The organism is Bradyrhizobium sp. BR 1433, from assembly GCF_051547665.1.
GTDB lineage: Bacteria > Pseudomonadota > Alphaproteobacteria > Rhizobiales > Xanthobacteraceae > Bradyrhizobium > Bradyrhizobium australafricanum.
Genome location: NZ_JBPUGG010000001.1, coordinates 6,081,275 through 6,099,527 on the forward strand (window position 1 = coordinate 6,081,275; position 18,253 = coordinate 6,099,527).

General features: G+C 65.1%; 11 protein-coding genes and 8 pseudogenes. 15 read left to right on the plus strand and 4 right to left on the minus strand.

The window, feature by feature from the left end; translation table 11 throughout:
* Position 1: 1 nt before the first annotated feature.
* Positions 2 to 829 carry a TIGR00282 family metallophosphoesterase gene (locus ACSKB9_RS29315; protein WP_092087611.1) on the plus strand — a complete coding sequence of 276 codons (828 nt, stop codon included), beginning with the start codon at positions 2 to 4 and terminating at the stop codon, positions 827 to 829.
* A gap of 101 nt (positions 830 to 930) precedes the next feature.
* Here the strand turns inward: ACSKB9_RS29315 and ACSKB9_RS29320 are convergent, their stop codons facing one another.
* The gene (locus ACSKB9_RS29320; RefSeq protein ID WP_438077461.1) at positions 931 to 2,355 is read right to left on the minus strand and encodes a methyl-accepting chemotaxis protein; all 1,425 of its coding nucleotides are present in this window, start codon (positions 2,353 to 2,355) and stop codon (positions 931 to 933) included.
* 127 nt (positions 2,356 to 2,482) lie between these two features.
* A pseudogene (locus ACSKB9_RS29325) lies at positions 2,483 to 4,262 on the minus strand (methyl-accepting chemotaxis protein).
* 213 nt (positions 4,263 to 4,475) lie between these two features.
* Between ACSKB9_RS29325 and ACSKB9_RS29330 the strand changes: the two are divergent.
* The 10 genes and pseudogenes from ACSKB9_RS29330 to ACSKB9_RS29375 all read left to right on the plus strand — a co-directional run bounded on the left by ACSKB9_RS29330 (position 4,476) and on the right by ACSKB9_RS29375 (position 12,337).
* The gene (locus ACSKB9_RS29330) at positions 4,476 to 5,222 is read left to right on the plus strand and encodes a YebC/PmpR family DNA-binding transcriptional regulator (protein WP_016842553.1); all 747 of its coding nucleotides are present in this window, start codon (positions 4,476 to 4,478) and stop codon (positions 5,220 to 5,222) included.
* A 216-nt stretch (positions 5,223 to 5,438) separates the two neighbouring features.
* Positions 5,439 to 5,966: a crossover junction endodeoxyribonuclease RuvC gene (ruvC, locus tag ACSKB9_RS29335; protein ID WP_438077463.1), complete on the plus strand. Its 528-nt coding sequence runs from the start codon at positions 5,439 to 5,441 to the stop codon at positions 5,964 to 5,966.
* Positions 5,963 to 6,581: pseudogene (gene ruvA / locus ACSKB9_RS29340) on the plus strand (Holliday junction branch migration protein RuvA). The gene ruvC and the pseudogene ruvA overlap by 4 nt, the downstream one beginning before the upstream one ends.
* 193 nt (positions 6,582 to 6,774) lie before the next feature.
* A pseudogene (gene ruvB, locus ACSKB9_RS29345) lies at positions 6,775 to 7,825 on the plus strand (Holliday junction branch migration DNA helicase RuvB).
* Between the two features lie 236 nt (positions 7,826 to 8,061).
* On the plus strand, positions 8,062 to 8,979 hold the full coding sequence (locus tag ACSKB9_RS29350; protein ID WP_438077465.1) for a metallophosphoesterase: 918 nt from the start codon (positions 8,062 to 8,064) through the stop codon (positions 8,977 to 8,979).
* 67 nt (positions 8,980 to 9,046) lie between these two features.
* Positions 9,047 to 9,498: pseudogene (gene ybgC / locus ACSKB9_RS29355) on the plus strand (tol-pal system-associated acyl-CoA thioesterase).
* Between the two features lie 202 nt (positions 9,499 to 9,700).
* On the plus strand, positions 9,701 to 10,597 hold the full coding sequence (locus ACSKB9_RS29360) for a hypothetical protein (protein WP_438080656.1): 897 nt from the start codon (positions 9,701 to 9,703) through the stop codon (positions 10,595 to 10,597).
* 251 nt (positions 10,598 to 10,848) lie between these two features.
* Positions 10,849 to 10,971 (plus strand): annotated as a pseudogene (locus tag ACSKB9_RS29365) (acyl-CoA thioester hydrolase); the annotation flags it as partial.
* A gap of 188 nt (positions 10,972 to 11,159) precedes the next feature.
* The gene (locus ACSKB9_RS29370) at positions 11,160 to 11,627 is read left to right on the plus strand and encodes a DUF1348 family protein (protein ID WP_438077467.1); all 468 of its coding nucleotides are present in this window, start codon (positions 11,160 to 11,162) and stop codon (positions 11,625 to 11,627) included.
* Between the two features lie 434 nt (positions 11,628 to 12,061).
* Positions 12,062 to 12,337 carry a hypothetical protein gene (locus tag ACSKB9_RS29375; protein ID WP_438077469.1) on the plus strand — a complete coding sequence of 92 codons (276 nt, stop codon included), beginning with the start codon at positions 12,062 to 12,064 and terminating at the stop codon, positions 12,335 to 12,337.
* 178 nt (positions 12,338 to 12,515) lie between these two features.
* Here ACSKB9_RS29375 and ACSKB9_RS29380 read toward each other — a convergent pair.
* A pseudogene (locus ACSKB9_RS29380) lies at positions 12,516 to 13,128 on the minus strand (glutathione binding-like protein).
* Between the two features lie 96 nt (positions 13,129 to 13,224).
* Here ACSKB9_RS29380 and ACSKB9_RS29385 point away from each other — a divergent pair.
* A pseudogene (locus tag ACSKB9_RS29385) lies at positions 13,225 to 13,914 on the plus strand (TetR/AcrR family transcriptional regulator).
* 35 nt (positions 13,915 to 13,949) lie between these two features.
* Positions 13,950 to 14,652, plus strand: a pseudogene (locus ACSKB9_RS29390) (dihydrofolate reductase family protein).
* A 108-nt stretch (positions 14,653 to 14,760) separates the two neighbouring features.
* Here the strand turns inward: ACSKB9_RS29390 and ACSKB9_RS29395 are convergent.
* Positions 14,761 to 15,726 carry a 2-hydroxyacid dehydrogenase gene (locus ACSKB9_RS29395; protein WP_438077471.1) on the minus strand — a complete coding sequence of 322 codons (966 nt, stop codon included), beginning with the start codon at positions 15,724 to 15,726 and terminating at the stop codon, positions 14,761 to 14,763.
* Between the two features lie 527 nt (positions 15,727 to 16,253).
* Between ACSKB9_RS29395 and ACSKB9_RS29400 the strand changes: the two genes are divergently transcribed.
* On the plus strand, positions 16,254 to 16,622 hold the full coding sequence (locus ACSKB9_RS29400) for a YciI family protein (RefSeq protein WP_028332829.1): 369 nt from the start codon (positions 16,254 to 16,256) through the stop codon (positions 16,620 to 16,622).
* Positions 16,619 to 17,896: an RNA polymerase sigma factor gene (locus ACSKB9_RS29405; protein WP_438077473.1), complete on the plus strand. Its 1,278-nt coding sequence runs from the start codon at positions 16,619 to 16,621 to the stop codon at positions 17,894 to 17,896. Before ACSKB9_RS29400 ends, ACSKB9_RS29405 begins: the two co-directional genes overlap by 4 nt.
* Positions 17,897 to 18,253: the final 357 nt, after the last annotated feature.

Sequence of the window (18,253 nt, forward strand, 5' to 3'; positions counted from 1 at the left end):
CTTGCGAATTCTCTTCGTTGGTGACGTCGTCGGCAGGACCGGCCGCACCGCCATCGCCGACCACCTTCCCGGCATGATCAGGGACTGGTCGCTCGATCTCGTGGTCGTCAATGGCGAGAATTCCGCCGGCGGCTTCGGCATCACTGAGGCGATCTATCAGGAGCTGCTCGACGCCGGCGCCGATGCGATCACGCTCGGCAACCACGCCTGGAATCAGAAGGAGGCGCTGGTCTTCATCGAGCGCGCGCCGCGCCTGATCCGCCCGCTGAATTTTCCGCGCCATTCGCCCGGCCGCGGCGCCACGCTGGTCGATACCAAGAGCGGCAAGCGCGCGCTGGTCCTCAACGCGATCGGCCGCGTCTTCATGGAGCCGTCCTCGAACGATCCGTTCAGCGCCATCGAGCGCGAGCTCGAGGCCTGCCCGCTGCGCGAGGGCTGTGACGCCATCGTGCTCGATTTCCATGCCGAGGCGACCAGCGAGAAGCAGGGCATCGGCTTCTTCTGCGACGGCCGCGTCAGCCTCGTGGTCGGTACCCATACCCACGTGCCGACCGCTGATCATCAGGTGCTGCCGGGCGGCACCGCCTATATGAGCGATGCCGGCATGACCGGCGACTATGACTCGGTGATCGGCATGCAGAAGGAGGAGCCGCTGCAGCGCTTCCTCACCGGCATTCCCTCCGGTCGTTTCGAGCCGGCGGGCGGTGTGGCAACACTGAGCGGCATCGCGGTCGAGACCGACGATGCGACCGGGCTCGCGGTGAAGGTCGCGCCGGTGCGCGCCGGCGGGCGGCTCGAGCCTGCGGTGCCGGGGTTTTGGGTGAAGTGAGGTTGCCGTAGCCCGGATGCAGCGAAGCGAAATCCGGAATCTCTCTGCGGTCGCATTGATCCCGGATTACGCTTCGCTGCATCCGGGCTACGGAGCTGCCGTCAACCCTGCCTAAAACCCATCCGGAATGCGCCCCAGTGGCGGCCGTTTACGACGATCGGCGATGACAGGTCCTTCATCAGCACGAAATTGCCGCCGCCCATGTCGCGGCGATAGGTCTGCAGCAGGAACGGTTTTGTGTTGGCCGCGACCTTGCTCACCGCGCGGTCGTTGAAAAGGCGGCGGTTGCGGCAATTGGCGTTGTTCCAGACCGGGTCCGGCCCCTGCGGCTGCCGGTAGTTCGGATTGTGGGTCGGCAGATAGCCGCTGCGCGCCCAGGCGACGCAGAACACGATGCGCGGATCGCTCTTCTGGATCGGATCCTGGATCGCGGGCAGCACGCGGTCGGTAAACGCGACGTAGTCGGTCAGGTACTGCTTCGGATTGGTGCCGGCGATCTCGCGATAATTCTCGTCCATCAATTGCGCGAGCGTGATCTCGCCGCGCGCGACGGCATTCTCGAACAGCTCCGAGATCTGCCTTGCGGTGTCGATCACGACGCGGATCAGCGGCGTGTCACTGGTCTGCACGCCGCTGTCGGCGATGGTCACGATCAGGCTCTCGGAGAGCTCGAGCAGTTTCGCGACGCGGCTGTCGGCGTGCTTGAGGTCGCGCGAGGAGAGATCGACGCCCTTGGCCAGCTCGTTCAGCTCCGCGATCACGCTGTCGCAATGGCCGAGATTGGAGGTCGCGGCGCGCGCCACGCTGCCGATCTCGGCGCCGACGGATGAGAAGCCTTCCTGCACGCGCATGATGATGCCCGAAATCTGCTGCGCGCCTTCGCCGGCGCTCTTGGCGCGCAACGAGGCATCGCTGCTCTCGCCGATCAGGCTGCCGATCTGGCCGTCGAGATCGCGCACGGTGTCGGAAATCTGATGCGTCGCCTGGCGGGTCGCTTCCGCAAGGTTCTTGACTTCGCTCGCGACCACGGCAAAGCCGCGGCCGGCATTGCCGGCGCGCGCCGCCTCGATGGTGGCGTTGAGCGCCAGCAGATTGGTCTGCTTGGCGATCGCCTCGATCGAACCGGAAACCTTGGCGACCTGGCTCAGCGCGGAGCCGACCGCGGCGAGCCGCGCCTCGATCCGTCCGACCGCCGCGACGAGCTCCGCGATATGGCTGACCGCCGTCTCGACCACATGGCGGGACTCCGCGATCTGGCCGACCGCGGCGGATGCGGTCGTTTGCACCGCCTGCGATGCGTTGGCGATGTCGTGATTGGCGGCGACCATCGTCTCGGCCGTCGTCTGCAAATGATGGAAGCGCTCGGACTGGCTGCTGACGCGGTTCGCGACCTCCTGGACGTTGCCGGCGATGTCGGCGAGTTCCACCCCGAGGCCGCCGATGCGGTCGGCGAGCTGGTCCACCAGCCGCTCGGCCAGCGTTCGGTCCGATGACGTATCCAGAACTGCAAGCTGCGCGGCCGACATATCGACGCTTCCTCCGTTACAGCGGCCGGTCGGCCGCCGCAGCATTCCCCAGTCCGATCCTAAAGCGTGATTCGCGCTGCCGGTCTTGCCTGAGCGCGCACTCGGGCCTTTTGTCGCTACGAAGCGTTCAAAGCTTGTAGGCGGTGCGGAACCCGCCCCAGTGCCGGCCGCGCACGCGGATCGGTACGTCGATCTCGCGCATCATCACCGTGTTGCCGCCTCCCATGTCGCGCGCATAGGTCTGGATCAGATAGGCGCGCTGGTTGCGGCCGGCGGCGAGGCCCGTGGCGTCGTTGAAGATGCGGCGGTTGCGGCTGTTGGCGGTGTTGTATGCCACGTCGCCCGGCCGCTGCGGCTGCGAGTAGAGCTTGTTATGGACAGGCAGATAGCCGTTCTGGTCGATCATCACGCAGAACGCCATTCGCTTGTCCCTGGCGAGGAATGCCTCCTGGAACGCCGGCAGCGTGCGCTCCGCCCAGTCCAGCATTTTGGTGCGGTACTGCACCGGGTTGGTGCCTGCGATCTCGACATAGTCGGTGTCGAACATGTCGGCGATCGCGATCGCGCCGCTCGCCAGCCCGTTCTCGAACATCTTGCCCAGCGCGCTGCCGGCTTCGATCGCGCGGGTGACGAGCTCGGCGTTCTCCTCGTGGATCGCCCACATCCGGTCTTCGATTTTTTCGCGCAGCTCGGCGGTTGCCGCCTCGAAGCGGGCCTGGCTGCCTGCCTTGGAGCGCTCGCCGATCCGGATCCGGCACGCGCCGATCTCCTGCAATGTCGCGTTCAGGGTCTCCTGCGCCGGCAGCTTCTCGGCATCGGGTCCGCCGATCAGAATGCCGTCCATCGCGATCTCGTAGACCGGCGCGGTGACGAGGCCGCGCGCGGTCGTGATCTCGATCTTGAGGCTGCAGGGCAGGCGCTCGTTCTTGCGCGGATCGCCGCGCTCGTCCTGGCGCAGCAGCACCGCGCAGCGCGCTTTCAGCTTCTGCGCGAACGCAGTCACCGCCTTGCCGGCCTTGGCGACGTTGTCGCCATGCGCGGCGGCTTCGCGCGTTGCCGAGTTCGATCTCGTCGGCGCTGGTGCCGACCGAGACGATGAAGTGCGAGGCGGAGGCGGCGTTCTGGCCCATCTCGCCGGTGATTTCATTCTGCTCGGCGACCGCGCCGTTGACGTTCTCGAACACCGGGCGGATCTTTTCGATCGCCTGGGAGATGCGGTGCACCGCGTCCGCCGATCCGGTGGCGTCCTTCTGCAGCGCCTCGATCTTGCGGGTGATCTCCTCGGTCGCGCTCTGGGTCTGCACCGCCAGCGCCTTGACCTCGGTTGCGACCACCGCAAAGCCCTTGCCGGCGGCACCGGCGCGCGCCGCCTCGATCGTCGAGTTCAGCGCGAGCAGCGTGGTCTGCCGCGCGATCTGCGCGATCAGATTGACGACGTTGCCGATCGCGGCTGAAGACTCGCGCAGCCGATCGACGTTGGCGGTGGCCTCGCGCGCCGCGGCCGCGGCGTCGTCGGCGAGCTGGCTCGCGCTGCGCACCTGTGCGCCGATGCCCTCGGCGGAGTGGGTGAAGCGGTCGGCGGCTTGCGAGAACGTCGTCGCGGTGCTCTGCGCATCGCTGCTGCGGCCGGTCAGCGCGTCGGTGCGGGTGCGGATGGTCGCGAGCTTGGCTGCCGTCGCCTCGGCGCCGTCGGCGACCGAGCTCGCGGCGCGTTCGAGCTGGCGGATCATCGCGCCGAGCTCGAGTTCCAGCAATTCCAGGATCTCCTTGGAGGAATCCTTGGATGAATCCTTGGCCGAATCAGTCTCGGTCGAGACCTCAGGGGCGGCGGCCGCGGTTGGAACCTGCGGCGCGACGGCCGGTGCAGCCGGCTCCGGCACTTGCTTTCGAAACAAACCGAACGCCATGTGGGCTCTTTGGGGGCTGTGGAAAGTTGCGGCGGGACGGGGCGATCCTCGCATCCGGGCGTGAAGTCATGGTTAACAAGTGCCTCATATTCCGGCTTGCGGTAGTATTCCTCCGCCGGAGGGCCCCGCCGATCCTTTGATTTTGACCGTGAGGGGCCTATAAGGCCGCGTTTTCCATCCCTGTTCAGACCCTAAGCTCCGAAGAGACGTCGCATGGCCGGCCATTCCCAATTCAAGAACATCATGCACCGCAAGGGCCGGCAGGATGCCCAGAAGTCGAAGCTTTTCGGCAAGCTGGCCCGCGAAATCACCGTGGCGGCCAAGCTCGGCACCCCGGACCCGGCGATGAATCCGCGGCTGCGCGCCGCCGTGGTCGCGGCCCGCGCCGAGAACATGCCCAAGGACAATATCGACCGCGCCATCAAGAAGGCCGCGGGCAATGAAGGCGAGAACTATGATGAGATCCGCTACGAGGGTTATGGCCCCGGCGGAGTCGCCGTGATCGTCGAGGCGCTGACCGACAACCGCAACCGCGCCGCTTCCGATATCCGCTCCTTCTTCACCAAGTCGGGCGGCAATCTCGGCGAAACCGGCTCGGTCGCCTTCATGTTCGATCGCACCGGCATCATCGAATACGACGCCAAGGTCGCCTCCGACGACGCCATGCTCGACGCCGCGATCGAGGCCGGCGCCGACGACGTGGTCTCCAGCGAGGGCGGCCATGAGGTCTACGCCTCGCAGGACACTTTCCGCGAAGTCGCGAAAGCGCTGGAGGCGAAGTTCGGCGAGCCGCGCAAGGCGGCGCTGACCTGGAAGCCGCAGAACACCGTCGCGGTCGATGACGAGACCGGCGAAAAACTGCTGAAGCTGATGGACCTGCTCAACGAGCACGACGACGTCCAGAACGTGTTCGCCAATTTCGAGGTGTCCGACGCGCTGATCGCGAAGATGGGCGGGTAGTCGCTTGCACTGCTGTCGTCGCCCGGCTGGACCGAGCGACCCAGTATTCCAGAGACCTGCATTTGATCCGAGAAGCCGCGGCGTACTTCATCCCCGCTCCCGTGCGCAATTGCACTAGGCGGGGATGACGAGCTGGCCGAGTACAACGACACGCGGAGCAGGGGATGGCGCTCCGTTTGTGTTTCGTTCTCGCAGGCCAGGCGGTATCACTAGCCCATGACATCCCAGCCGATTCGCTCTCCCGTCCGCATCATCGGTATCGATCCGGGTCTCCGCCGCACCGGCTGGGGGGTGATCGAGACCGAAGGCAATCGTCTCGTCTATATCGCCTGCGGTTCGGTCGAACCGCCGGACGATCTGCCGCTGGCGAACCGGCTGCTCGCGATCCATGAGGGGCTGGCCGCCGTGCTCGCCGACCACCGACCGGTGGAGGCGGCCGTCGAGCAGACCTTCGTCAACGAAGACGGCGTTGCCACCCTGAAGCTCGGCCAGGCGCGCGGCGTCGCCATGCTGGCGCCCGCAATGTTCGGTATCTCGGTCGCCGAATACGCGCCCAACCAGGTCAAGAAGACCGTGGTCGGCGCCGGACATGCCGAGAAGAACCAGATCCAGGTGATGCTGAAGATCCTGCTGCCGAAAGCCGAGCCGCCGTCCGCCGACGCCGCGGACGCGCTCGCGGTCGCGATCACCCACGCCCATCACCGCCAGAGCACCGCGCTGCGGCTCAGGGTGGCGAGCCTATGATCGGCAAGCTGAAGGGCCTGATCGATTCCTATGGCGAGGATTACGTGATCCTCGACGTCGGCGGCGTCGGCTATCAGGTGCACTGCGCGGGCCGCACGTTGCAGGCGTTGCCGTCGCCAGGCGGCGCCGCCGTGCTCTCGATCGAGACCTATGTCCGCGAGGATCAGATCAAACTGTTCGGCTTTCGCAGCGATCACGAGCGCGAATGGTTTCGCCTGCTGCAGACCGTGCAGGGGGTCGGCGCCAAGGTCGCGCTCGCGGTGCTCGGCACGCTGCCGCCGACCGATCTCGCCAACGCCATCGCGCTGCGCGACAAGGCGGCGGTGGCGCGGACGCCGGGAGTTCGGGCCGAAGGTCGCCGAGCGCATCGTCAGCGAATTGAAGGACAAGGCGCCGGGCTTTGCCGATGTCGATCCCGCGGTGGTGCAACTGTCAGGCGCGATCGACAACAACCGCGCGCCACGTCCTGTCACCGACGCGATCTCGGCGCTGGTCAATCTCGGCTACGGCCAGCCGCAGGCCGCCGCCGCCATCGCCGCCGCCTCGCGCAGCGCCGGTGAGAGCGCCGAGACCGCGCAGCTGATCCGGCTGGGGTTGAAGGAACTGTCGAAGTGATCAGTGGATTGGAGCGCCTCTGTTCTTCACCTAGCCCCGCTTGCGGGGAGAGGTCGGATCGCATCGCAGATGCGATCCGGGTGAGGGGGTACAGGTCTCGACACACATTGCGCTCGCGGAAGGAGCCCCTCACCCCAACCCTCTCCCCGCAAGAGCGGGGAGAGGGAGAACAATCTCGTGTTAGTCTCGCATCATGAATACGCCCTCGCGCATGGTCTCGCCTGAACGCCGCTCCGACGATGTCGGCGACACCGCGCTGCGGCCGCAGTCGCTGACCGAGTTCGTCGGCCAGGCGCAGGCGCGCAAGAATCTCTCGATCTTCATCGAGGCGGCGAAGAAGCGCGGCGAGGCGCTCGATCACGTGCTGTTCGTCGGTCCGCCCGGCCTCGGCAAGACCACGCTGGCGCAGATCGTCGCGCGCGAGCTCGGCGTCGGCTTTCGTGCCACCTCCGGCCCGGTCATTGCGAAGGCCGGCGATCTCGCGGCGCTGCTGACCAATCTCGAAGAGCGCGACGTGCTGTTCATCGACGAGATCCATCGCCTCAGCCCGGCGGTCGAGGAAGTGCTCTATCCTGCGATGGAGGACTTTCAGCTCGATCTGATCATCGGCGAAGGTCCCGCGGCGCGCTCGGTGAAAATCGAGCTGTCGAAATTCACGCTGGTCGGCGCGACGACGCGTGCGGGACTGCTCACCAATCCCTTGCGCGACCGCTTCGGCATTCCGATCCGGCTCAATTTCTACACCGAGGAAGAGCTGGAGAAGATCGTCACCCGCGGCGCCCGCGTGCTCAATATCGGCATGAGCCCCGACGGCGCCAACGAGATCGCGCGCCGTGCTCGCGGCACGCCGCGCATCGCCGGCCGCCTGCTGCGCCGGGTGCGCGACTTTGCCTCCGCGGCGGACGCCGATTCCGTCGACCGCGGCATCGCCGACCGGGCGCTGAGCGCGCTCGAGGTGGACAGCGCCGGGCTCGATGCAATGGACCGGCGCTATCTCACCACCATCGCCCTGAACTATGGCGGCGGGCCGGTCGGCGTCGAGACCATGGCGGCGGCGCTGTCGGAGCCGCGCGATGCGATCGAGGACATCATCGAGCCCTATCTGATCCAGTGCGGCTATCTGCAGCGTACTCCGCGTGGCCGGCTCCTGACCTCGCATGCCTTCCGCCATCTCGGCCTCGCCGAGCCGAACCGCGACCCCTGCGCAGTTCGGGCTGTTCGGCGGCAATGGCGACGAGGACTGACGCATGATCCGGAAGAGCGCGAAGCTGTTTTTCGTGCTCAAAGGCCTCCGCTCCCGAAGTCGTGAAGAGACGTGTTGATGCGGCGCATCGCACTTGCCGGTAACCTTGCCTGCGAACCATTGCGTCATCTCTGCAGGCCCATCTGCACAAACGCGGCCCAATTTCGCTCCAATCAAAGGGCCTATGATAACTCAGAGCATTTTCGACAAGCGCCAGGCATCACCGATCACACGTCCATGATTTCACGTCGTCATTTTCTGCGCGGGTTCGGTGGATTGACCGCCGCCACCGCCTCGACCGCGGCCTATGGCTTGAGCGAGCCGGTCGTCCGCCTCGCGCTCACGCGCTACGATCTGTCGCCGCGGCAATGGCCGGCGGACCTTCCGCTCAAGATCGCCGCGCTCGCCGACATCCACGCCTGCGATCCCTGGATGTCGCTCGATCGCATCGCTGAAATCGTCGAGCGGACGAACGCCCTGAACCCCGACATCATCGTGCTGCTCGGCGACTATGTCGCGGGGCTGCGCCACGTCACCCGCTTCATTCCGGCCTCCGACTGGGCCGCGGTGCTGAAGGGCCTGAAGGCGCCGCTCGGCGTGCACGCCGTGCTCGGCAACCACGACTACTGGGAAGACAAGGCGGTACAGCGCTTGGGGCGCGGCATCCCGCTCGCGCGCCGCGCGCTGGAGGGGGCGGGGATTCCGGTCTACGAGAACGACGCGGTGCGGCTCGCCAAGGACGGCCGTCCGTTCTGGCTCGCCGGTCTCGGCGACCAGCTCGCCTTCATGGCGGCGCGGCCCTATCGCCAGGTCACGCGCATCGGCGTCGACGATCTCAACGCGACGCTTGCCAAGGTCACGGACGACGCGCCGGTAATCCTGCTCGCGCATGAGCCCGACGTCGCGCTCCGGGTGCCCTCGCGCGTCGCGCTGCAATTGTCCGGCCACACCCATGGTGGGCAGGTCCGGCTGCTCGGCTGGTCGCCGGCGGTGCCGGTGAAGCACGGCATGCGGCTCGCCTATGGCCATATCAAGCTGAAATGCGACGTCGTCGTCTCCGGTGGCCTCGGCTGCAGCATCATGCCGTTCCGCCTTGGCGTGCCGCCCGAGATCGTGCAGGTCACGCTCGGCGCAAAGGGGCCGGTGGTGTCCTGAGCGCGCTTGCGCCAGCCGGCGATTTTGCGCAATACGAACCAAAGTCTTGCGCAATCGGGGGCTGCAAATGACCTCACCCATTCTCGACGGCCAGATCCGCGACGGCCGCCACCATATGCAGGTCCGCGTCTATTACGAAGACACCGATTTTTCCGGCATCGTCTATCACGCCGAATTACCTGCGCTTCATGGAGCGCGGCCGCACCAATCATCTCCGCCTGATGGGCGCCGAGCAGCAGGCGCTGTTCGATGAAGCGCAGGAGGAGGCCGGCGGCTTCGCCTTTGTCGTGCGCTCGATGACGCTCGACTTTCTCGAAGCCGGCGCGGATGGACGACGTGCTCGACGTCGTGACCTGGCCGATCGCGGTGAAGGGCGCCTCCATCATGCTCGCTCAGGAAGTCCGGCGCGGCGATGACGTGCTTGTGAAGGCCGAGGTCCGCGTCGCCTTCATCAGCGGCGGCCGCGCGCAGCCGATTCCGAAGGCTATTCGCGCGCTGATGAAGGCCGATCTGGCCTAAATGTCGGGCAATCACCGCTGGATCATTTAATGCGTATGTGATACGTATAAATCTGTTGCGTGCGTCTTTCTTATGTGTATTGTATACGCATAACGAGGCGCTTTCTTATGAAAGTTAAACTGAAGCAATTCCGTGTTGCGGCGGGCATGACGCAGGCCAAAGTCGCGTCAGCCGTAGGCGTGACTCAACCGAACTATCATCGATGGGAAGTCGGTGCGGTGCCGATCCTGCGGCGAAGCTTAAGAAACTCGCGAGAGTCCTCAAAACCACACCGGAAGCCATTCTCGGCAGACATGCTCCAATAGAGGCGAGTATCTACGACGACTTATCTGCTGACAACCTTAGCTATTACGGGGAGGTAGCGATTCACTTCTCTGGCGGCGGTGAACCGTTGTTGCTCACGATCTCTGAGGATGCATTCACGCGTCTTCATCGAGACCTCCAGGGCGACGTCGCGTTTGTCACGGTGGAAAGCATGGCGAATCAAACTGTCATTGTCCGGACCAAAGCCATTTCCGACGTATACTTTTCTAGCGAGGCCTACGACGATTATGGGCCCGAGCACGGCAACTACGCAAACCATCTAGATCTGCGGATGCCGGATGCGCGTGATTGGGAGATCGTTGAGAAACTCGCGTACGATGGTGAACTCGGTGATTTCGATCCAGCCGACGTGGAACGCGTTCGCGCAAGGGTGATGATCACAGACGAGCAGTACCAAAAGCTGGTCGCAAACGGGTTGATTGAGGCCGACCAATTGGAGAGCGAGCGCGTAAAGAATCAGGCCGAGACCGACCGTATTTTCGATGCAGCTCTAAAAACGAGTTACCAGCTATCAACCGGCCAACGGCGTAGCATTGCTGTTTATCGCCCCGAGGATCTCTTTGACGCATTTTACGAGTTGATTGATTTCGACGGCGGACCGTTTGCTCAAGACATGATCCGGTTTGAGGCGGAAGGTAGGCACCGGATCATATTCATACATAAGTGCGCAGTAGACTACGTCTCCATACCAACACATCAGCTAAGCGAAGGCAGGACAGAGCGAGGCGCTGAGGGCATAGAATTCTATCGGAGAACCGGACGAATAGGGCCGTAGCTGCAATTAGAGAAGCGAAATCGGAGCCAGAGTCGCTCCCGAAGAGTTCCTGAAGCGGCCGCTTTGGGAAACCCGACCTGCCCGGTTGCGGGGCTCGGCTGTGGACCGAGATTCCCGAACCGGGCGGGTCACCAATCCCGTGTTGGGATAGAGCTGTTTATCACTGTTTGCGTTGCGACGGCAATTCAGCGAAGCCATTGGCTGCTTCGACGTGGTCACCTTACCGATCGCGATCCATCATGTTGGCCTAGGAGGTTCGGCGCGGCGATGACGTGCTTGTGAAGGCCGAGGTCCGCGTCGCCTTCATCAGCGGCGGCCGCGCGCAGCCGATTCCGAAGGCTATTCGCGCGCTGATGAAGGCCGATCTGGCTTAGAGCGTTTTCGAGCGAAGTGGGTACCGGTTCGCGTGAGGAAGACGCGTCAAAACAGGAATCTGCAGCACCGTTCCGATACAACCGGAACGGAATAGGCTCCAGCTATCGGGCGATAAGAAACGACCCATCGACTCTGCGCGGCGCGGCGATAGATTTGCGCCTGACAAAACAACCGCGAGGGATCGCCGATGTCACGCCCGCCGCTGCCACCCTTCACCCGCGAGACCGCCGCACAGAAAGCGCGCATGGCGGAGGACGCCTGGAATTCGCGCGACCCGGTTCGGGTTGCCGGCGCCTATACCGAGGACAGCCGCTGGCGCAACCGCTCCGAGGTGTTTCAGGGCCGCGAGGCGATCGTCGCCTTCCTGACCCGCAAATGGGAGAAGGAGCAGGAGTATCGCCTGATCAAGGATCTCTGGGCATTCGACGGCAACCGCATCGCGGTCCGCTTCCAGTACGAATGGCACAATGCCGGCGGCAACTGGTTTCGCTCCTACGGCAACGAGCAGTGGGAGTTCGACGAGCACGGCCTGATGCGCCGCCGCGAGGCCTCGATCAACGACATCGCGATCTCGGAGAAGGACCGCCGCTTCCATTGGCTCGCCCCGGGCCCGCGTCCGGCCGACGTGCCGGGCCTGGCGCAGGAGCCGTTCTGATCAGCTCTCCGTAGCCTTGCAGCCCGGATGGAGCGAAGCGAAATCCGGGACGATCTCTTGGAGCGCACCCACTCTCCTGTGGCAAGATCGATCCCGGATTGCGCTTCGCTCCATCCGGGCTACGGCGCGTTTGTGCGGGCTCATCGAAAACGGTTGCGAGTTCTCGATGAGGGTCGGTTTATTCTGGTCCGCGTTGCAACCTCACCGCGTCTACCGGACCTCACTACATGCCAATTAAACGTTCTGCCGCTGTTGCGCTCGCAGGCTTCCTCCTCGCGACCGTCATCATAGTCGTTCCTATCCAGCCAAGCGCAGCGAAGAATGAAGTGCGCGGGGCCGATACTTGGGGGGCGATGTTCAGACATCAGCTCGAGAGGTGTTGGAGGAGACCTCCACGCGTCGGAAGCGATGCAGCAAGTGTAAGGGTTGAGTTCATGATCGAGCTGACGCGAGAGGGCAGGCTCGATGGGCAACCTGTGGTGTTGCCAGGGAGCAAGCCGGCCACGTCAGACTATGCTCAGGCTTATCAAAACAGTGCGCTGCGAGCGATCACTGAATGTCAGCCGTACGCGTTGCCGGCGGAATACTACGATGAGTGGAGGAAATTCCAGCCGGTCTTCATGGACGTGCCGCCTCCAGCCACACGAAAGGGGGAGCCTGCGGATGAACTCTCCAACACCCGCATGCTTTCGATTTGCCGAGGATGCTGACCGCGGCACCCCTTCACCTCGCCCCGCTTGCGGGGAGAGGTCGGATCGCATCGCAAGATGCGATCCGGGTGAGGGGGTACTGGTCTCACCGCGTTCGCAACTCGCGGAAGCGGCCCCTCACCCCAACCCTCTCCCCGTAAGAACGGGGAGAGGGAGAGACTGTCCGTCGTAAGAGGCCCTACGCCGCCGCCTTATGCCGCGCGATCTCGGCCTTGTAGAGTTCGAACTCCTCCGCGATCGCCTTCGCAACCGAGGGACGGGCGCGCAGGCGTTCGTAATAGGCCTTCAGCGCCGGCCATTTCGCGAGCTCGATCGGCGGCGTTGCCATGGTCCAGTTGATGACTGTGACGAGATAGGCGTCGGCGACGCTGAAATGATCGAGCAGATAGTCCCGGCCCTTCAGGTGGTCCTCGACATAGTCAAGCCGCGAGACGTATTTCTCCAGCGCATAGGTCTCTGGCTTCCGGCGGCGCCTTCTTGTCGAGCAGCGGCAGGAACAGGCCCTTGTGCAGCTCGGTGCCGATGAAGCACAGCCATTGATGCAGCTTTGAACGCTCGGCGTTCGACGCGGTGCCGATGCCGGCGCGCGGAAACTGGTCGGCGACATATTGCAGGATCGCGGCGTTTTCGGTCAGCACGATGCCGTCGTCGGTGCGTAGCGTCGGCACCAGGCCGAGCGGGTTGACCTTGTTGAAGTCCGAGCCGTCGTTGCGCACCGCCTTGGTCTTCGGGTTGACCTCGAGATAGTTGGCCGGCTGGCTCGCTTCGTAGAGCGCGACGCGGGTCGCCATCGAGCAGGCGAGGGGCGAGAAATAAGGTCCATGGGTGCCTCCAGTGTCTGGCGCGGGTGTCCGGCCGTTGTTGATTTTTGTACTGTCTTGGATAATATTGGTGACGTCAAGGAATTAAATGCGAAATGGTACAAAAAGAAGAAGCCGCCGTCTGCCGCCAAAATCGCGGGGCCGGTCACGCCGAAGCGCCGCGGGCGGCCGCGCGCCTGATCGAGCCCGATGTCGCGCTCGGCAAGGCGCTCGATCTGTTCCGGCGCGACGGCTTTGCCGCGACCTCGCTCGATGATTTGAGCGCTGCGACCGGCATGAACCGGCCGAGCCTCTATGGCGCGTTCGGCGACAAGCGCGAGCTCTACATCAAGAGCTACCAGCGCTATCGCGACGATGCGCGCGCCGCGATGGTCGATATCTTCCGCGCCGACGCGCCGCTGCGCGAACGGCTCGAGCGCATCTATCGCGTCGCGCTCGACATCTATCTCTCCGGCGAGTTCCGGCCCGCGCGGTTGCTTCACCGTGATGACGGCGGCGTCCGAGGCGGTGTCGGATCCGGACATCCGCACCATGGTGGTCGAGGGACTGACCGAGCTCGACAAGGCGTTCGGCATTTGCTTCCGCCATGCCAAGGAACGCGGCGAACTGCCTGAGGGGACCGATCCGGCGTCGCTGGCGCATCTGGCTTCCGCCACCATCCATACCATCGCGATCCGCGCCCGTGCCCGCGTGCCGCGCAAGGAGCTCGAGGCGATCGTGAAGGGCGCCATCGACGTGCTGTGCGGCGCGAAATAGCCGCGCAAATTTTCTCGCCGGGCAAATGTCGGGCGCTGGCTTTCCCGCCCGTCTTCCGTAAGGTCCCCCCACTCACGGAAGCGGAACATCATGGAAAAGTCAGGACTTCAGCATTCTCGGTATCGATCGACGGATTCGGCGCGGCGCCGCGTCAGAGTCTCGAAAATCCATTCGGCGAAGGCGGCATGGTGTTGCCCGGCTGGTTCCTCCAGACACGGACGTTCCGCCAGACATTCGGCCAGCGACGGCGGCACCACCGGCCTCGACGACGAGATCGCGCGCAAGTCGATGGAGGGGATCGGCGCCTGGATCCTGGGCCGCAACATGTTCGGCCTGATCCGCGGGCCGTGGCCGGATCATGCCTGGAAAGGCTGGTGGGGCGATAATCCGCCGTACCACACGCCGGTGTTCGTGCTGACCCATCACCCGCGGCCCGACATCGAGATGGAAGGCGGCACGACGTTTCACTTCGTGACCGACGGCATGCTCGCGGCGCTCGAGCGGGCGCGCGCGGTTGCCGGTGACAAGGATATCCGCGTCGGCGGCGGCGTCTCGGTGGTGCGTCAATTCCTGCAGGCGCGTCTGCTCGACGAGTTGCAGCTGGTGCTGCCGCCGGTCGTGCTCGGCGCCGGCGAGAGTTCGTTCGCGGGCATCGATCTGCCCGCCCTCGGCTATGCCGTCGTCGCGCATGTCGCGAGCCCGCACGCGACCCACGTCACCTTCGCGCGCAAATCCTAAACCGCTCACGCCTGCGCCAGCAGCGTCACCTCAATTCCGGCATCGAGAAGAGCGTCGAGCTCGCCTCCGACCGGCTCGCCGAACTCGTTGCCGGGATGGGCGGCGGCGCTAATACCCTCGCTTGCGATCGACGAGGTTCTCCAGCGCGCCGCCGGCCTCGAAGCGCGCGATCTGCTGCGCGACATATTTCGAGATCTCGTCGGCGTCGGTGTCGGCGGCGTTGTGCGGCGTCAGCACCACCTTCGGGTGGCTCCAGAACGGGCTCGCCTCGGGCAGCGGCTCGGTCTCGAAGACGTCGAGCGAGGCGGCGCCCAGCGTGCCGTCATCGAGCGCGCGCAGGATGTCGGCCTCGTTCTGCAAGCCGCCGCGGCCGGCATTGATGATGACGGGCGCGCCGAGCGGGCTCTCGCGGTTCAGCTTCGCGAACGCATCGCGGTTGAGCACGTGCCTTGTGTCCGGCGTCAGCGGCAGCAGGCAGACCAGGATGTTGGTCTCGCGCAGGAATGCGTCGAGCCCGTCCGCGCCGTGATGGCAGGCGATGCCGTCGATCCGCTTCTCGCTGCGGCTCCAGCCGACGACGCGAAAGCCGAGCGCGCGCAGTGCCTGTGCCGAGGCGGCGCCGAGCGTGCCGAGCCCCATGACGCCGACGGTGATCGCGCTCGCCGCCCACTGATAATCCGGCGCCCAGCGCTTCACGCGTTGCGACTCCCGCAAATAGAGCTCCTGGCGGTGATGCATCAGCACGTGCAGCACGACATATTCGGTCATGCGGTCGGTGAGATCGGAGACCGCGACCCGTACCAGCGGCACGTCGGGCAGCGAGCGATCAGCCATCAGCGCGTCGACCCCGGCGCCGAGATTGAAGATGACGCGCAGGTTCTTGAATGCCGCGAGCTCGCCCGGCTTCGGCTTCCACACCGCGGCGTAATGCACCTCGGCGGGATCGAGCGCGCCGTCCGGCAGCAGCACCACGCGGCGGTCCGGGCAGACCGCGTCGAACCGCGCCTTCCAGCGCGCCGACGACCAGTTTTCCGAGCCGCCATTGATCAGCAGCGCGAGTGCGCCCTTACCCATCCCGATACCTCCAGCGTATATGTGATGCATGTCACAGAGCGGGTGCGGCCCGCTCTCATCTCCTGCCATCAACAGGGAGAACTTCCATGCGCAAACTGATCCTGGCATCGGCTTTCATCCCCGCCGCCGTCGCCACGGCCCGCGCCCGTGCTCGCAAACGCTGACACGCCGGCTCAGGCGCAACCGACCGTTGCTCCAACGCAGGGCGAGGCCCAGCCGGCCCGATCGCAGGTTCAGGCGCAACTCGTGGAGTCTCCGCGGCAGCAGGCGTCCCGTCAGGTGACGAGGAGCCACGTCCGCCATCGCGTGAGCGATGAAGCCAAGGCGCGCCGGATCGCCGCCCGCTACGGCGTCGATCGGCAACCGCACGTTCATCGCCGCCGCGACAAACGTCCCGTCCGTCGAAGCGCGCCATGGAGCCGCGATCAAAATCCACCGCCAACATCCGGAACCTAAATTTCTTTCGCGCCCCCTGTCGGCAGCGGGCATAATCGTTCGTTCTTGCAATGAACGGAGATGCCTTTTCTATGCTGTACGCCATCCTCTGCTATCATGACGAAGACATGGTCGGTTCCTGGAGCAAGGAACACGACGCCTCCGTCATGCAGAAACTGTCCGTCGTGCAGGACAAGCTCGCCAAGCAGGGCAAGCTCGGCCCGGTGGCGCGGTTGTTGCCGACCACCGCGGCGACCACGCTGCGCAAGGAAAACCCGCCGCTGGTGCTGGACGGCCCGTTCGCCGAAACCAAGGAACAACTGCTCGGCTTCTATCTGGTCGAGGGCAAGAACCTCGACGAGGTGCTCGATATCGCGCGCGACCTCGGCGAGGCCAATCCCGGCGGCACCTATGAGATCCGCCCGGTCGGCTACTTCAATCAGGGAGGTACCAAGGCGTGAGCGTGACCGACACCGCCTGGATCGATGCTGCGTTGACGTCCGCGCGTCCCCAGGCGGTCGGCGCCCTGCTGCGCTACTTCCGCAATCTCGACACCGCCGAGGAGGCATTCCAGAACGCCTGCCTGCGGGCGCTCAAGAGCTGGCCGCAGAACGGCCCGCCGCGCGATCCCGCGGCGTGGCTGATCATGGTCGGCCGCAACGTCGCGATCGACGAGGTCCGCCGCAACAAGAAGCAGCAGCCGCTGCCCGACGACGACCAGGCGATCTCCGACCTCGACGACGCCGAGGACGAGATCGCCGAGCGGCTCGACGGCTCGCATTACCGCGACGACATCCTGCGGCTGCTGTTCATCTGCTGTCACAAGGATCTGCCGGCGACGCAGCAGATCGCGCTCGCGCTGCGCATCGTCTCAGGTCTCACGGTGAAGCAGATCGCGCGCGCCTTCCTGGTCTCGGAAGCCGCGATGGAGCAGCGCATCACGCGGGCCAAGGCGCGCGTCGCCGATGCCAACGTACCGTTCGAGACGCCGGGTGCGGTCGAGCGCAGCGAGCGGCTCGCCTCGGTCGCGGCGATGATCTATCTGATCTTCAACGAGGGCTATTCGGCGAGCGGCGACACCGCCGAGATCCGCGCGCCGCTGTGCGAGGAGGCGATTCGCCTCGCCCGCCTGCTGCTGCGGCTGTTCCAGAGCGAACCCGAGATCATGGGGCTGACCGCGCTGCTGTTGTTGCAGCATGCCCGCGCCGAGGCGCGCTTCGACGCCGACGGCCAGGTGATCCTGCTCGACGACCAGGACCGCAGCCTGTGGAATCAGAAGCAGATCGCCGAGGGCCTCGCGCTGATCGACAAGGCGATGCGCCACCGCCGCAGCGGGCCGTATCAGGTGCAGGCGGCGATCGCCGCGCTGCACGCCCGTGCCGAAAGGCCCGAGGATACCGACTGGACCCAGATCGATCTGCTGTACGGCGCCCTCGAGGTCATGCAGCCGTCGCCGGTGATCACGCTCAACCGCGCCGTCGCGGTCTCCAAGGTGAAGGGGCCAGACGCCGCGCTCGAGATGATCGAGCCCCTGGCGCCGCGGCTTGCCAACTACTTCCATTATTTCGGCGTGCGCGGCGCCTTCCTGATGCAGCTCGGCCGCAACGAGGAGGCCCGCATCGCCTTCGACCGCGCCATCGCGCTCGCCAACACCACCGCCGAAGCCGCCCACATCCGCATGCACATCGACCGCCTGATGCGCGACAGCCAGCCGCGCAACGCGAAGGCGAAGTAGCGGTCAGCAACAGCGCACCGGCATACTCGCTGCACCTCCCCCGCAAGCGCAGGGCTATCGCATATGGCTGGCGGTCATGACGACGTGGAAACGTCGCGTACAGAAGCGCGCGAAGGCCGTATGCCCCCGGGGGCGAGCGTGCGTCTGCGCGATTTCGGAATATTGGAAAAATATCCCTGAGTTGCCCGACGTGTCAAGTAGCCCGGTCGGCCGCCGGCCACCGCCGGCTACTTTGCATGGGGTTGTTTTCGATATTTTGGCGACGCGCCTCCCCGGCAAGCGTCCCGCAAGCGGGAAGAACCCAATCCCGTCGCGGCTCTCAATCGACTTTGCCTGACAGCGCTTCCGAAAAAATCT

What these genes read in the sequence shown, in the direction of transcription:
- ACSKB9_RS29320 (WP_438077461.1), bottom strand. Translation starts at nt 2,355, where the DNA reads ATGTCGGCCGCGCAGCTTGCAGTTCTGGATACGTCATCGGACCGAACG.
- ACSKB9_RS29330 (WP_016842553.1), top strand. Translation starts at nt 4,476, where the DNA reads ATGGCCGGCCATTCCCAATTCAAGAACATCATGCACCGCAAGGGCCGG.
- ruvC (WP_438077463.1), top strand. Translation starts at nt 5,439, where the DNA reads ATGACATCCCAGCCGATTCGCTCTCCCGTCCGCATCATCGGTATCGAT.
- ACSKB9_RS29350 (WP_438077465.1), top strand. Translation starts at nt 8,062, where the DNA reads ATGATTTCACGTCGTCATTTTCTGCGCGGGTTCGGTGGATTGACCGCC.
- ACSKB9_RS29360 (WP_438080656.1), top strand. Translation starts at nt 9,701, where the DNA reads ATGGGAAGTCGGTGCGGTGCCGATCCTGCGGCGAAGCTTAAGAAACTC.
- ACSKB9_RS29370 (WP_438077467.1), top strand. Translation starts at nt 11,160, where the DNA reads ATGTCACGCCCGCCGCTGCCACCCTTCACCCGCGAGACCGCCGCACAG.
- ACSKB9_RS29375 (WP_438077469.1), top strand. Translation starts at nt 12,062, where the DNA reads ATGATCGAGCTGACGCGAGAGGGCAGGCTCGATGGGCAACCTGTGGTG.
- ACSKB9_RS29395 (WP_438077471.1), bottom strand. Translation starts at nt 15,726, where the DNA reads ATGGGTAAGGGCGCACTCGCGCTGCTGATCAATGGCGGCTCGGAAAAC.
- ACSKB9_RS29400 (WP_028332829.1), top strand. Translation starts at nt 16,254, where the DNA reads ATGCTGTACGCCATCCTCTGCTATCATGACGAAGACATGGTCGGTTCC.